Source organism: Ramlibacter humi (assembly GCF_004681975.1).
GTDB lineage: Bacteria > Pseudomonadota > Gammaproteobacteria > Burkholderiales > Burkholderiaceae_C > Ramlibacter > Ramlibacter humi.
The window spans coordinates 1,337,190-1,350,739 of sequence record NZ_SMLK01000001.1 but is presented as its reverse complement, the minus strand read 5'-3'; the positions used below and the strand labels follow the sequence as shown (position 1 = coordinate 1,350,739).

Here is a 13,550-nt window from a genome sequence, read left to right as displayed (position 1 = left end):
GACTCAGGCCTCCACTCGGGACTCCACCATGCGGCGGTACAGGGCAGCGTACGAAGCGGCCATCACGGGCGCGGCGAAGCGGCGCTCGAACGATTCACGGCAGGCGCGGCGGTCGATCTCGCCGATGCGCATCGCCGCGCCGACGGCCTGGTGCTGGTCGTGCACGATGAAGCCGGTGACGCCGTCTTCCAGCAGCTCGGGCACCGAGCCGTGCCCATAGGCGATGACGGGCGTTCCGCAGGCCAGCGCCTCGGTGATCACCAGGCCGAAAGGCTCGGGCCAGTCGACGGGCGCGAGCAGGGCACGCGCGTTGCCGATGAAGTCGTTCTTGTCCCCGTCGCCGATCTCGCCGACGAAGGTGACCAGCGGATGGTCCAGCATCGGCTCGATCACTTCTTCCCAGTACTGCTTGTCCGCCGCGTCCACCTTGGCGGCGATGCGGATCGGCATGTTGCAGGCCAGGGCGATGTCGATGGCGCGGTCGCAGCGTTTTTCCGGCGAGATGCGGCCGACGAAGGCGAAGTAGTCCTGCGGCTCGGGATGGAAGTCGTACAGGTCCAGCGGCAGCCCGTGGTGCACGGTGGCCAGCCAGTTCGGCTGCGGCAGCGGTGCGCGCTGCGCATCCGAGATGGAGACCAGCGGGTGGCGGTTGAAGTGCCGGAACAGCGGCTGCAGGTCGGGCAGGTCCAGGCGGCCGTGCAGCGTGGTGAGGCTGGGGGTGCGGCACCGCATGGCGACGGGCAGGTGCAGCCAGTCGATGTGGAAATGGATGACGTCGAAGCTGTCGCACAGCTCGCGCACGCGGTCCAGCATCAGCGTGTGCCAGATCACCGGGTCGGGCCTGCCGGGGTGCAGGCGCAGCGCGCGGTCGATCACGGGTACCAGGCGCGCCCGCGTTCGCGAGTCGCCGCTGGCGAACAGGGTGACTTCGTGGCCGAGGTCGATCAGGGCCTCGGTAAGGTAGTGCACGACGCGCTCGGTGCCGCCGTACAGCCGGGGTGGGACGCTCTCGTAGAGCGGAGCGACTTGGGCGATTCTCATGCGATGGAGGAGGTGGTGTTGGTGATGCCGACCAAGCAAGCTAGCGCGCGCGCTCGCCCGGTGGTGTAGGAGCAAAGGCATTCGCCGCCGCAGATCGCGGGCACGCGAAACGGCAACGGCCGGACTCGCGTCCGGCCGTCGTGGGCGGGAACCGGTCCTGCATCAGGCCCCGGTCAGTTACGTCACCGATCGCGTCGCAGCGTGGTGTCGTATCCCTGCGCTTCGCGTTCCTCGCGGGTACGGTCCGATTCCTCGCGCGGGCCGCCGTCGGCGGGGTATTGCGCGCCGCCCGTGCTGTTGCCGTACGCGCTGCCGCCTTGCTGGCCATAGCCCGGATTCATCTGCCCGCCGCCGCCGGTGTAGCCGCCCGACGGGCCACCCTGATAGGCGCCGCCTTGGTACCTCGGGTCTTCATAGCGGGCGCCCTGGCCGGTTGGCTGGCCCTGGTACGGCGCACCGCCCTGCTGGCTGCCCGCCGGCATGCCGCCGCCCTGGTAGCCCTGCGGGTACTGCGCGGCCATGCCGCGTGCCTGTTCGCGCGCGCGGTCGCCCGCCACTTCCGCCGCATGGGCCAGCTGCGGGCCACGGTCGCGGCTGGTCTCGTACCAGCGGCTCAGGATGCGGCCGGCCGTCTCGCGCCCGCCCAGGCCGAAAGCCAGGCCCAGGCCGAGCGCGATGGCGCCGACGAAGGCCATGAACAGCGTGTTGACCAGCGTGGTGGCGATGCCGATCTGGTTGACGGCCACGACGATGGCGAAAGCCCACACCAGCACGGAAGCGATCTTGGCCAGCAGGTTGGATTGCTCGATGCCCGCTTCCGAAGAGGCGCCGCGCACCAGGTTGCTCAGCGCGCGCGCGGCCAGGCCGCCGATGACCAGCACCACCAGCGCCACCACGACGTTGGGCAGCCACAGCAGAAGGTCGCGCAGCACGTCCGACACCGCGGGCAGGCCCAGCGCGTCGAAGGCCACCACCAGCGCGATGAGGCGCACGAACCATTTCGCGATGAGGCCGATCATGCCGGCCGGGTCGGCCGCTTTCGCGACGCCGGCATCGCGCAGCTCCGAGCTGGACGTGTTCACGCGCATGCGCGAGAGGAAGTCCGTGAAGCCGGCGCGGCTGGCCAGGTCGTTGAAGCGCACCGCGCGCAGCAGGGCCGCGACGCCGCGCTCGATCAGCGACGACAGCAGCCACCCGACGATGAGGATGACGGCGAAGCCGATGATCTTGGGGATGGCGCTGAGGAACATCGCCAGGGCCGCGGCCAGCGACGTCATCATCGCGGCGCCCCAATCGGTGATGGCAGTGGGCATGGGGTTCTCCGAAAGTTGTGAAAGGGATGCCGGGGAATGTCGGCTTCAGCAGTTCAGGCCAAGGTCGGAAACCGGAGGGGTGCGGTGTAGGAAGGCGCTTTAGCGGAGCTAGCTCGGGTGTTCGCGGGCGCACGCGCGGTACTCGGCAATCCAGTGTCGAGCCCGTGACCACGCCGCAGCCGCGCTGCCCCTAGACTGCTGCCATGTCCCGCCTCGCCGCCTTGCGCCCCGCGCTGCCGCTCCTCGTCGGTGCTTCGCTGATGCTCAGCCTGGCCATGGGCCTGCGGCAGAGCCTGGGCATCTTCATGCCCAGCCTCACCCGCGACATCGCGATCCCGGTCGCGCAGTTCACCCTTGCCGTGGCTGTGCAGAACCTGGCGTGGGGCGTCCTGCAGCCTTTCGCCGGCGCGCTGGCGGTGCGCGTGGGCTACCGGCCCCTGATGATCGGCGGCTCCATCCTGTACCTGGCGGGCCTGCTGCTGCTCGCTTCCGCGCACGGCCTGGTGCCGGTGATCGTGGGCGCGGGCCTGGCCATCGGGTTCTCGATGGCCTGCACCGGTCCTGCTCTCTCGATGGCCGTCGCCGCTCGCGCGGTGCCCGCGGCAGTTCGCAGCACGGTGCTGGGCATCGTCTCGGCCGCCGGTTCGCTGGGCGCGATGATCGCCGCGCCGGTGGGGCAGATGCTGATGCAGCAGTGGGGCTGGCGCGTGGGGCTGATCGGCTTCGCGGTGATGGCGCTGGCGATGCTGCCCGCGGCGTGGTTCGCCAGCCGCGGTGATTCGCAGCCCGCGCCGGCCGCGGTATCGGGCGGCGTCGAAGGCTCGGCCGGCGACGCCCTGCGCGCGGCCTTCTCCAGCCTGCCTTTCGTCGTGATGGCCGTGGCGTACTTCGTCTGCGGCATGCAGCTGATCTTCCTGACCACGCACCTGCCGGCGTACCTGGAGATCTGCGGCATGGACCCCATGCTCAGCGCGCAGGCGCTGGGCTGCATCGGCGCGTTCAACGTGCTGGGCAGCCTGTTCTTCGGCTGGGCCGGTGGCCGCTGGAACAAGCTGCTGCTGCTCGGGATGATCTATTTCCTGCGCTCGCTCACGCTGGTCTGGTACTTCATGTCGCCGCCCACGCCCAGTGGCACGCTGGTGTTCGCTTCGATCATGGGGTTCCTGTGGCTGGGCGTGGGCCCACTGGTGGCCGGCTGGATCGTCGACCGCTTCGGCCTGAAGTGGCAGGCCATGTTGGGCGGCGTGGCTTTCGTCAGCCACCAGTTCGGCAGCTTCACCGGCGCGTTCGGCGGTGGGCTGCTGTACGACGCGCTGGGCAACTACACGCTCGCCTGGCAGATCGGCGTGGCCGTGGGGCTGGCGGCGGGCATTGCGCAAATGGCTTTCGCCTTCGCGCCCAGCGCCCGGCCGCCTGCGGCCGCTGCCGCGGCCTGACGAATTCGGGCGCGGACTCCCTTACGCAGAGAACGCGGAGGAAGCGCAGAGGACGCGGAGAAGGCAAGGAAAACCATTGAGGTTTCCTCTGCGATCTCTGCGTGACCTCCGCGTTCTCTGCGTAAGGGAGTCCGCGCCCGATCCCGCTTAAAATCCCACGCTTCGCGCGCGCGTGCGTGGGTTCCTTCCGGGCCGGCGCGACGACTGCTGCCAGCCCCAGCCAGACCACATGACCTCCTCCAAGCCGCCCGTCACCGTCGCCGAGATCCGCAAGACCTTCCTCCAGTTCTTCGCCAGCAAGGGGCACACGGTCGTCGAGTCCAGCCCGCTCGTGCCGGGCAACGACCCCACGCTGATGTTCACCAACTCGGGCATGGTGCAGTTCAAGGACGTGTTCCTGGGCACCGACAAGCGCCCGTACGTGCGTGCCGCCTCGGTGCAAGCCTGCCTGCGGGCCGGCGGCAAGCACAACGACCTGGAGAACGTGGGCTACACCGCGCGCCACCACACGTTCTTCGAGATGCTGGGCAACTGGAGCTTCGGCGACTACTTCAAGCGCGAGTCGCTCAAGTGGGGCTGGGAGCTGCTGACCGAGGTCTATAAGCTGCCGAAGGAAAGGCTGCTTGCCACCGTGTACCACGAGGACGACGAGGCCTTCGACATCTGGACCAAGGAGATCGGCCTGCCCGCCGACCGCGTCATCCGCATCGGCGACAACAAGGGCGGCAAGTACAAGAGCGACAACTTCTGGATGATGGCCGACACCGGCCCCTGCGGCCCGTGCTCGGAGATCTTCTACGACCATGGCGAGCACATCCCCGGCGGCCCGCCCGGCAGCCCCGGCGAGGACGGCGACCGCTTCATCGAGATCTGGAACCACGTGTTCATGCAGTTCGACATGCAGCCGGACGGCAGCGTGGTGAAGCTGCCCGCGCCCTGCGTGGACACCGGCATGGGCCTGGAGCGCCTGGCGGCCATCCTGCAGCACGTGCACAGCAACTACGAGATCGACATCTTCGAGAAGCTGATCGCCGCCGCCGCGCGCGAGACCGGTGAGAAGGACCTGAACAACCCGTCGCTGCGCGTCATCGCCGACCATGTCCGCGCCACCGCCTTCCTGGTCAGCGACGGCGTGATCCCCAGCAACGAAGGCCGCGGCTACGTTCAGCGCCGCATCATCCGCCGCGCCATCCGCCACGGCTACAAGCTGGGCCGCAAGCAGCCGTTCTTCCACAAGCTGGTGCCCGACCTGGTGAAGCTGATGGGCACCGCCTACCCGCGCCTGCAGGCGGAAGAAAAGCGCGTGATGGAAACGCTGAAGGCCGAGGAAGAGCGCTTCTTCGAGACGCTGGGCACGGGGATGGAGATCCTGGACGCCGCGCTGTCCTCCGTTCGGGCTGAGCCTGTCGAAGGCCGCGCCCAGGCTTCGACAGCCCGAACGGATGAGGTTGCACAGCGCGTTGCCCTTTCCCGGACCAAGGTCCTGCCCGGCGAAGTGGCGTTCAAGCTGCACGACACCTACGGCTTTCCGCTCGACCTGACGCAGGACGTGGGCCGCGAGCGCGGCTTCACCGTCGACACCGCGGGCTTCGACGCCGCGATGGAAAAGCAGAAGGCCGCGGGCCGCGCCGCTGGCAAGTTCAAGATGGACCGCGCGCTGGAATACACCGGCTCGGGCCACCCGTTCACCGGCTACGAGAGGCTGGAAGAGCCCGCGAAGGTGGTCGCCCTGTACAAGGACGGCACGCCCGTGCAGCAGCTCACGCGCGGTGAAGCCGGCGTCGTGGTGCTGGACACCACGCCGTTCTACGCCGAGTCCGGCGGCCAGGTGGGCGACAGCGGCGCGCTGGCGGCCGAAGGCGTGCAGTTCGGCGTGGAAGACACGCAGAAGATCAAGGCCGACGTGTACGGCCACCACGGCCAGATGTCGCAGGGCACGCTGAAGGTGGGCGACGCGGTGAAGGCGCAGGTGGACGTGGCGCGCCGCCAGGCCACCATGCGCAACCACAGCGTCACGCACCTGATGCACAAGGCGCTGCGCGAGGTGCTGGGCGGCCACGTGCAGCAGAAGGGCTCGCTGGTCGATGCCGACAAGACCCGTTTCGACTTCACCCACAACAGCCCGGTGAACGAAGACCAGGTGCGCGAGATCGAGCGCCGTGTGAACGAGGAAATCCTCGCCAACCAGCCGACGCTGGCGCGCGTGATGGACATCGAGGCCGCCAAGGCCACCGGCGCGATGATGCTGTTCGGCGAGAAGTACGGCGACACCGTGCGCGTGCTGGACATCGGCACCAGCCGCGAACTTTGCGGCGGCACGCATGTGCAGCGCACCGGCGACATCGGCCTGTTCAAGATCGTGAGCGAAGGCGGCGTGGCCGCCGGCATCCGCCGCGTGGAAGCGGTCACCGGTGCCAACGCGCTGGCCTACCTGCAGCAGGTGGAAGCCACGGTGCAGAGCGCCGCCGCGTCGCTGAAGGCGCCCGTGCCCGAGCTGCAGTCGCGCATCGGCCAGGTGCTGGAGCAGGTGCGCACGCTGGAAAAGGAAGTGGCGCAGCTCAAGGGCAAGCTGGCTTCCTCGCAGGGCGACGAGCTGGTGAGCCAGGCGGTGGAGGTCAAGGGCATCAAGGTGCTGGCTGCCACGCTGCAGGGCGCCGACGCGAAGACGCTGCGCGACACCATGGACAAGCTGAAGGACAAGCTCAAGACCGCGGCCATCGTGCTGGCGGCGGTGGACGGCGGCAAGGTGCAGATCGCCGCCGGCGTCACGGCCGACCGCATGGGCCAGGTGAAGGCCGGCGAGCTGGTGAACTTCGTCGCCCAGCAGGTGGGCGGCAAGGGCGGCGGCAAGCCCGACATGGCGATGGCCGGCGGCACCGACGCCAGCAAGCTGCCGGGCGCGCTGAAGTCGGTGCAGCAATGGGTGGCGGACCGCGCATGATGCAGGGCACCGAGCGGCTGACGCGCCGCGCGCTGGTCGCTTCGGCCGTGCTCGCGCCGTTCGCCGCGCTCGCGGCGCAGATCGACACCGCCCCGGGCACGCTGGCGGCCCTGTCGGTGGCCGACGCGGAAGGCCGCAAGGTGCCGGTGCCCGCCGCGGGCCGCGCCACCATCGTCAATTTCTGGGCCACCTGGTGCCCGCCGTGCCGGGCCGAGATGCCGCTGCTGCAATCGCTGCCGGACTTCTACGGCGACAAGCTGTCGCTGCAGCTGGTGAACTTCAAGGAGCGCCTGGCCACCGTGCAGAAGTACGTGCGCGAAGCCGGCTGGGCGCCGGGCCAGCCGCTGCTGCTCGACCCCATGGGCGAGGGCGCGGCGGCCTGGGGCGTCAAGCAATTCCCCACCACCGTGGGCTTCGATGCCCGCGGCCGCGCGCGCTGGCGCGTGCGCGGCGAATACGACTGGACCAGCCCGGAAGCCGCGCGGCTGGTCGAAAGCCTCTGGAGCTGACCATGCACAACCGCCGCGATTTCCTCACCGCCACCGGCAGCATCGCCGCCGGGCTGGCCCTGCCCACGCTCGCCACCGCGCAGGAGCGCCGCTTCCAGCCGCGGCAGGGCGGCTGGCGCACGTTCGAGCTCACCACCCGCGTGGAGCCCGCGCTGGCCCAGGGGGCCAGCCGCGTGTGGGTGCCCATCCCTTCGCTGGACACCGATTGGCAGCAGTCGCTGGAGAGCAGCTTCGCCACCAACGGCAGGGCCGAGCGCGTGTCCGATGGCGTGGAAGGCGCGCGCATGCTGCGCGTCGATTTCGACACGGCGGCGGCGCAGCCTTTTGTCGAGCTCACCACGCGCGTGCGCACCCGCGACCGTGCGGTGGACTGGTCGCATCGCCAGGCGGTGAAGGAAGACCGCGACACCCTGGCCCACGCGCTGCAGCCCACGACGCTGATCCCCACCGACGGCATCGTGCGCGACACGGCGCGCAAGGCGGTCGGCGACGCGCGCACCGACGAAGACAAGGTGCGCCGCCTGTACGACTGGGTGGTGGCCAACGCCTTCCGCGAACCCGCGGTGCGCGGCTGCGGCGAAGGCGACATCAAGACCATGCTGGAGACCGGCAACCTGGGCGGCAAGTGCGCGGACATCAACGCGCTGTTCGTCGGCCTGTGCCGTTCGGTGGGCGTGCCCGCGCACGACGTGTACGGCCTGCGCCTGGCGCCTTCGGCTTTTGGCTACAAGGAACTGGGCAGCAACTCCGCCAGCCTGAAGGGCGCGCAGCACTGCCGCGCCGAGGTGTTCCTGCAGTCGCGCGGCTGGGTGGCCATGGACCCGGCCGACGTCGCCAAGGTGATGCGCCAGGAAACGCCGCAGTGGATCAAGACGGTAGACCACCCCCTGGTGGCGCCGGTGTACCGCGGCCTGTACGGCGGCTGGGAAGGCAACTGGGTGGGCTACAACCGCGCGCACGACGTGCGCCTGCCCGGCTCGCGCCTGGGCCCGCTGGGTTTCATGATGTACCCGGTGGCCGAAGACGCGCAGGGGCGCTTCGATTCGTATGCGCCGGACGACTTCAAGTACCAGATTTCGGCGCGGGAATTGAAGGCCTGAAACGCGGGGTCCGCAGCGCAGAGGACGCAGAAATTCGCAGAGAACGCAGAGGAAAACCTCCAAAAGGTTTTTCTTTGCCTTCTCTGCGTCCTCTGCGAATTTCTGCGTCCTCTGCGCTGCGGACCCCGTATTCAGCAGTGCGCGTTCAGCGCACGACCTTCCCTTCGGCCGTGATGGTCACCAGGTCGATGGACCGCACGGAATCGCGCACGCCGGCACGCAGGTTGATGCGGAAGCCGCCCACGTCGTAGTCGGTCATCGACGCCATCGCCTTCTGCAGCGCGGCCTTGTCGCCGGGCTTGCCCGAGCGGCGCACGGCTTCCGAAAGGGTCTTCGCGGCGATGAAGCCTTCCAGGCTTTCGTACGACGCTGTCTGGTCGGAGTTGTCGATGGCGGCCAGGTATTCCTTGACGATGGGCGTGGCCGAGCTGCGCGGCGACGGCACGACCTGCGACACCACCACGCCGCTGATCTCCTTGCCCAGCGCCGCGAACAGCGGGTCGATGCCCACCACCGAGAAGTTCAGGAACGAGCCCACGTAGCCCGTCTTGCGCATCTTGCGGATGAAGGCGGCGGTGGAGTTGAACAGCGACACCTGGATGATGGCCTGCGGCTGCACCTTGCCCAGCGCGGCCACCGCGGCGTCGACCTTGTCGCTGTTGACCGGCACGAAGGCCGAGCCCACCAGCGGCGCCAGCTTCAGCTCCTGGATGGCCTGGTTGACGGCGGCCAGCCCCGCGCGGCCCATGGCGTCGTCCTCGGCCACCACGGCGATGCGCGTCTGCCCGAGCGTGGCGCAGTGCCGCACCATCTTGAAAGCCTCGTCGGCCATGCTGGGGCGCACGTGGAACACGCCGGAACCGGCTTCGCCACGCAGCGCGTCGGATGCGGCGAAGGGGGCGAAGAAGATCGCGCCTTCGTGCTTGGCCACCGCGGCGCCCGCTTCGGCGCTGGCGGTGCCGACGAACCCGAACAGCAGGTCGGCGCCGTCGGCCAGCAGCTTCTTGGCGTTCTCGCCGGCCTTCGCCGGCTGGTAACCGTCGTCGACCTGCCGCAGCTCGAAGGTGTAGCCCGGGTTGTTCTTGGCGCCGTTGAAGGCGTCGAAATACAGCTTGGAGCCGCCCGCGAAGGCCAGCCCGATCTGGTCAGCCGCGCCGGTGAGGGGCACCGACTGGCCCAGCACGATCTTGCGGCTGCCCTTGGCCTGCGCCAACGCGCCGGTGGCGGGCAGCCAGGCCAGCGCGCCCGCGGCGGCGGTGCCCAGCACGAATTGGCGTCTGCTTTCCATGGTCACTCCTTCGTCCTCTACCCGACAGCAATCTTGATGCCATACGCTAACCCGCCGCAAGCCGGCTGCAAACGGCGTGCGCGGCGGCCGTGGCCGTCATGCGGCTTTTTCACATGCCCGTGCGCGTGAAAACGACGTCCCACACGCCATGCCCCAGGCGCAGCCCGCGCTGCTCGAATTTGGTGAGCGGGCGGTACGGCGGCCGCGGCGCGAAACCCGCGGCAGTGTTGCGCAGCTGCGGCTCGCCAGCAAGCACTTCCAGCATCTGCTGCGCATAAGGCTCCCAGTCCGTGGCGCAGTGCAGGTAGCCGCCCGGCGCCAGCCGCGAGGCAAGGCGCGCCACCAGCGCCGGCTGGATCAGGCGGCGCTTGTGGTGGCGCAGCTTGTGCCACGGGTCCGGGAAGAAAACGTGCACGCCGGCGAGGGACGCGGGCGCCAGCATGTGGTCCAGCACCTCCACCGCGTCGTGCTGCACGATGCGGATGTTGGCCAGGCCCTGCTCGCCGATGCGCTTGAGCAGCGCGCCCACGCCGGGTTCGTGCACCTCGCAGCACAGGAAATTGTTGCCGGGCATCAGGCCCGCGATGTGCGCCGTGGCCTCGCCCATGCCGAAGCCGATCTCCAGGATGGTGGGCGCGGCACGGCCGAACGCCGACGCCAGGTCCACCGGCTGCGCCTGGTAAGGCAGCAGGTACTTGGGGCCCAGGGCGCCGAAGGCGCGCTTCTGGCCTTCGGTGGTGCGGCCGGCGCGGCGCACGAAACTGCGGATCGCCCGCGGGTGCGCCACGCCTTCGGGCGGCTGGCCCGCGGCGGCCGGCTCGGAATCGGTGTCTCTCACGCCCCCGATTGTAGAAAGGGCCACGCCCCCGCCCATCCGGCCAATGCACCATCGAGGGTGCAGCCGGCGGCGTGGCTCCGCAGCCCGAGCACGGCGGCAGCCGCATCCAGCGCCGCCAGCGGGTCGGCCAGGTCCAGCGCCTGCGCGCCGTTCTGCTTCGACAGCTTCTCGCCGTTGGCGCCCAGCACCAGCGGCGTGTGCAGGTACGACGGCGCTGGCAGGCCCAGGGCGCGCTGCAGCACGAGCTGGCGCGCGGTGTTGTCCGCGAGGTCTTCGCCGCGGACCACGTGGGTGATGGCCTGGGCGGCGTCATCCACCACCACGGCCAGTTGGTAGGCCCACAGGCCGTCGGCGCGCCGCAGGACGAAGTCACCCACGTCATGCGCGACATCTTGCGATTGCGGCCCCAGGCGACGATCGGTCCAGTGCACCATGCCGTGAGGCACGCGCAAGCGCCACGCGCGCGCCGGACGGCCATGCAGCCCATCGCGGCAGGTGCCGGGGTAGGGCGCTTCCTCGCCGCGGCGGCGCGGGCGCCCCAGCGCGATCAGCGCTTCCTCGATGTCCTTGCGCGAGCAGGCGCAGGGATAGGCGGCGCCCTTCGCGACCAGCGAATCCAGCGCGTCCTGGTAGGCGCTGCCACGGGTGGATTGCCACACGGGCGGTTCGTCGGGCCGCAGGCCACAGGCGTCCAGCTGCCGCAGGATTTCGCGGTCGGCGCCCGGCACGCAGCGCGGCGCGTCCACGTCCTCGATGCGCACCAGCCACCGGCCACCCTTGGCGCGGGCATCCAGCCAGCTGGCCAGCGCCGCCACCAGCGAGCCCGCATGCAGCGGCCCGGTGGGGGAGGGCGCGAAGCGCCCACGGTACGGCGCCATGGCGCGCTCTTCAGCCCTCGAGGGCGGCGAGGGCCAGTTCCAGCCCGGAGGCGAATGCGTGCTCGACGCGGTGGCCCAGGCACCAGTCGCCGCACAGGCCCAGTCCCACCTGCGAATCCCACAGGTGCGAGCGGCCCAGCGGCGTGAGCGTCTTGGCGTGCCGCCAGCGGCGCGCCTGCGTGTGCGCGGGCTGGGCGCGGATGCCGGTGATCTCGGCGAAAGCCTTCAGCAGTTTGGCCGTCACGCGCGCTTCGTCGTCGCCGAAATGCTCGGCCGACCAGGCGGGGCTGGCCTGCACGGTCCAGCGTTCCACCGGCTCGCGGCCCGGCTTCGTGGATTCGCGCGCCAGCCAGGCCACTCGGTGGTGGCTGCTGAGCGCGGCGTTCCATTGCGGGCCCAGCGGCGTGGTGCCGGCCTGCGGGAAAGCGAGCATCAAGGTCCAGCACGGCGCGATGTCCACCTGCGCCAGCTTCTGCGCGAACACGGGCGCCACACGCGACCGCTCCAGCAGCGCCGCGGCATGCGGCGCGGGAATGGCCAGCAGCACCGCGTCGAAGCCCGGTTCCACGTGCACGGCGCCTTGCGGGCCGGCCGTGCGCACCTGCCAGCGGCGCGTGTCCAGCGCGTCGGGTTCGATGCGCTCGGCAAACGTGTCCAGCGAGAGGGCGTCGGCCAGCGGGCGGGCCCATTCGCGGGGCAGCGCGTCCATGACGGGCGCGCCCACCCAGCGGGTCTGCGGCGAGGGCTCGGCGGCTTCGGCGATGCGGCCCAGCGGGTCGAGCACGCGCACGGCGTTGGTGTTCCAGGGCCGCACCGCGGCGGGCGTGGTTTCGAGTGCGCGGCGGAAGCGGTCGTCGCGCACGGTGAAGTACTGCGCGCCCGAATCGAAACTGCCGAAGGGCGAGGTGGCGCCGGCCATGCGGCCGCCCACCTGCGAAGCCTGCTCGAGCACGCGCACTTCGTGCCCGGCCTGGGCCAGCGTGCGGGCGCAGGCGATGCCGGCGAGGCCGGCGCCGATCACCGCGTAACGCCGCGGATGGGAGGGAGGTTTCGGCGCGCGGGAGGAGGAGGGCATCGCGCGCATTGTGGCATCAGGCCGACAGGGGCCCGGCGTGGCGGTCCAGCAGCGCGTGCCGCGTGGCCGCGCTTTCCAGCTGCTGCAGCCACCACTGCAGGCCGCGGCCGGGGCCGAGCGGGCCCGACTCGCGCCAGGCGTAGCTGGGGCGGACGATGCGCTGCGCGCGCTGAACCTGCCTGGTCACCAGGCGGCCCGTCTCCACGTAGGGCCGCACCATCGGTTCGGGGAGGAAGCCGGCGCCGATGCCCCGCAGCTGCGCGTCCAGCTTGGCGCGCATGGTGGGCACGGTGAACACGTCCTGCCCCGCGAGCAGGCCGAACGTCATGCCGCTGCCCTGCTGCACCGAGTCGGCGACCGCGACGGCGCGGTACTTCTGCACCAGTTCGTCGGGCAGCGGTTCGGGCTGCGAAGCCAGCGGGTGATGGGGGGCGACGACGAACACGAAGGGCACGTCGCCCAGCACGCGCGCGTGCAGGCCGGACACCTGGCCTTGCTCCACCAGCGCCACGCCCAGTGCCAGATCGGCGCCGCCGCTGGTCAACGCGGCCAGCGTGCCCGAGAGCGCCTCGTCGCGGATGCGCAGGCGCGTGTGCGGCGCCACCTCGAAGAAGGCCTGCGCCAGTTCCATCACCGTGCCGCAGGAAATGATGGCGTCCACGGCGATGGTGAGCTGCGATTCCCAGCCCGTGGCCACGCGGCGCACGCGGCTGGCCACCGCGTCGACTTCGCCCAGCAGCCGCTGGCCTTCGCGCAGCAGCTCGGCGCCGGCGTCGGTCAGGCGGGCCTGGCGCGAGGCGCGGTCGAACAGCAGCGCGTCGAGCGCATCCTCGATCTGCCGCACGCGGTAGGTGACGGCGCTGGGCACCAGCCCCAGCTCGCGCGCCGCGCCCGCGAAGCTGCCGGCGCGTTCCACGGCCTGCAGCAGCGCCAGCGCATCGGGGGTGAGGACATCGCGGGGCGTGGGCATCGCGAGAACCCGCGTCATTCCCGAGAAGGCGGGAATCCATGGCGTCCGCATTCGCAGCTCAAGCGCTGGAAGCCATGGATCCCCGCCGCCGCGGGGATGACGCCATATGTGTTCAAAGTTTTTGAATGATGCCATCAAAGCCGGGCCGCCGATGGGTTGGG

The 13,550-nt window shown here is 70.4% G+C and carries 11 protein-coding genes; 4 read left to right on the top strand and 7 right to left on the bottom strand.

What is annotated here, in order from left to right; translation table 11 throughout:
- Nucleotides 1-3 precede the first annotated feature (3 nt).
- Together EZ216_RS06300 and EZ216_RS06295 are read right to left on the bottom strand one after the other, a co-directional pair.
- On the bottom strand, nucleotides 4-1,041 hold the full coding sequence (locus EZ216_RS06300; RefSeq protein ID WP_135248831.1) for a glycosyltransferase family 4 protein: 1,038 nt from the start codon (nucleotides 1,039-1,041) through the stop codon (nucleotides 4-6).
- 182 nt (nucleotides 1,042-1,223) lie between these two features.
- A complete protein-coding gene (locus EZ216_RS06295; protein WP_135248829.1) occupies nucleotides 1,224-2,354 on the bottom strand; it encodes a mechanosensitive ion channel family protein in 1,131 nt (376 codons plus the stop codon).
- A 203-nt stretch (nucleotides 2,355-2,557) separates the two neighbouring features.
- On the opposite strand from EZ216_RS06295, the gene EZ216_RS06290 reads away from it, so the two are divergent.
- From EZ216_RS06290 to EZ216_RS06275, 4 genes are all read left to right on the top strand, one after another.
- The gene (locus tag EZ216_RS06290) at nucleotides 2,558-3,790 is read left to right on the top strand and encodes an MFS transporter (protein WP_239024281.1); all 1,233 of its coding nucleotides are present in this window, start codon (nucleotides 2,558-2,560) and stop codon (nucleotides 3,788-3,790) included.
- Between the two features lie 229 nt (nucleotides 3,791-4,019).
- Nucleotides 4,020-6,731: an alanine--tRNA ligase gene (gene alaS / locus EZ216_RS06285; protein WP_135248827.1), complete on the top strand. Its 2,712-nt coding sequence runs from the start codon at nucleotides 4,020-4,022 to the stop codon at nucleotides 6,729-6,731.
- The gene (locus tag EZ216_RS06280) at nucleotides 6,728-7,240 is read left to right on the top strand and encodes a TlpA family protein disulfide reductase (RefSeq protein WP_167772836.1); all 513 of its coding nucleotides are present in this window, start codon (nucleotides 6,728-6,730) and stop codon (nucleotides 7,238-7,240) included. Before alaS ends, EZ216_RS06280 begins: the two co-directional genes overlap by 4 nt.
- A gap of 2 nt (nucleotides 7,241-7,242) precedes the next feature.
- Nucleotides 7,243-8,340 (top strand): transglutaminase-like domain-containing protein, encoded by a 1,098-nt coding sequence (locus tag EZ216_RS06275; protein WP_135248823.1) that lies wholly within the window; start codon nucleotides 7,243-7,245, stop codon nucleotides 8,338-8,340.
- 145 nt (nucleotides 8,341-8,485) lie between these two features.
- On the opposite strand, the gene EZ216_RS06270 is transcribed toward EZ216_RS06275, so the two are convergent.
- The 5 genes from EZ216_RS06270 to EZ216_RS06250 form a co-directional block, all read right to left on the bottom strand.
- Nucleotides 8,486-9,628: an ABC transporter substrate-binding protein gene (locus EZ216_RS06270; protein WP_135248821.1), complete on the bottom strand. Its 1,143-nt coding sequence runs from the start codon at nucleotides 9,626-9,628 to the stop codon at nucleotides 8,486-8,488.
- A 109-nt stretch (nucleotides 9,629-9,737) separates the two neighbouring features.
- Nucleotides 9,738-10,502 (bottom strand): tRNA (guanosine(46)-N7)-methyltransferase TrmB, encoded by a 765-nt coding sequence (trmB, locus tag EZ216_RS06265; RefSeq protein ID WP_135248819.1) that lies wholly within the window; start codon nucleotides 10,500-10,502, stop codon nucleotides 9,738-9,740.
- Nucleotides 10,463-11,344: a tRNA glutamyl-Q(34) synthetase GluQRS gene (gluQRS, locus tag EZ216_RS06260; RefSeq protein ID WP_135248817.1), complete on the bottom strand. Its 882-nt coding sequence runs from the start codon at nucleotides 11,342-11,344 to the stop codon at nucleotides 10,463-10,465. The genes trmB and gluQRS overlap by 40 nt, the downstream gene beginning before the upstream one ends.
- Before the next feature lie 10 nt (nucleotides 11,345-11,354).
- Entirely contained in the window at nucleotides 11,355-12,419 is a 1,065-nt protein-coding gene (locus EZ216_RS06255; RefSeq protein WP_135248815.1) for an NAD(P)/FAD-dependent oxidoreductase, read from the bottom strand.
- Nucleotides 12,420-12,435: 16 nt separating this feature from the next.
- Nucleotides 12,436-13,389 (bottom strand): LysR family transcriptional regulator, encoded by a 954-nt coding sequence (locus tag EZ216_RS06250; protein WP_135248813.1) that lies wholly within the window; start codon nucleotides 13,387-13,389, stop codon nucleotides 12,436-12,438.
- Nucleotides 13,390-13,550 lie beyond the last annotated feature (161 nt).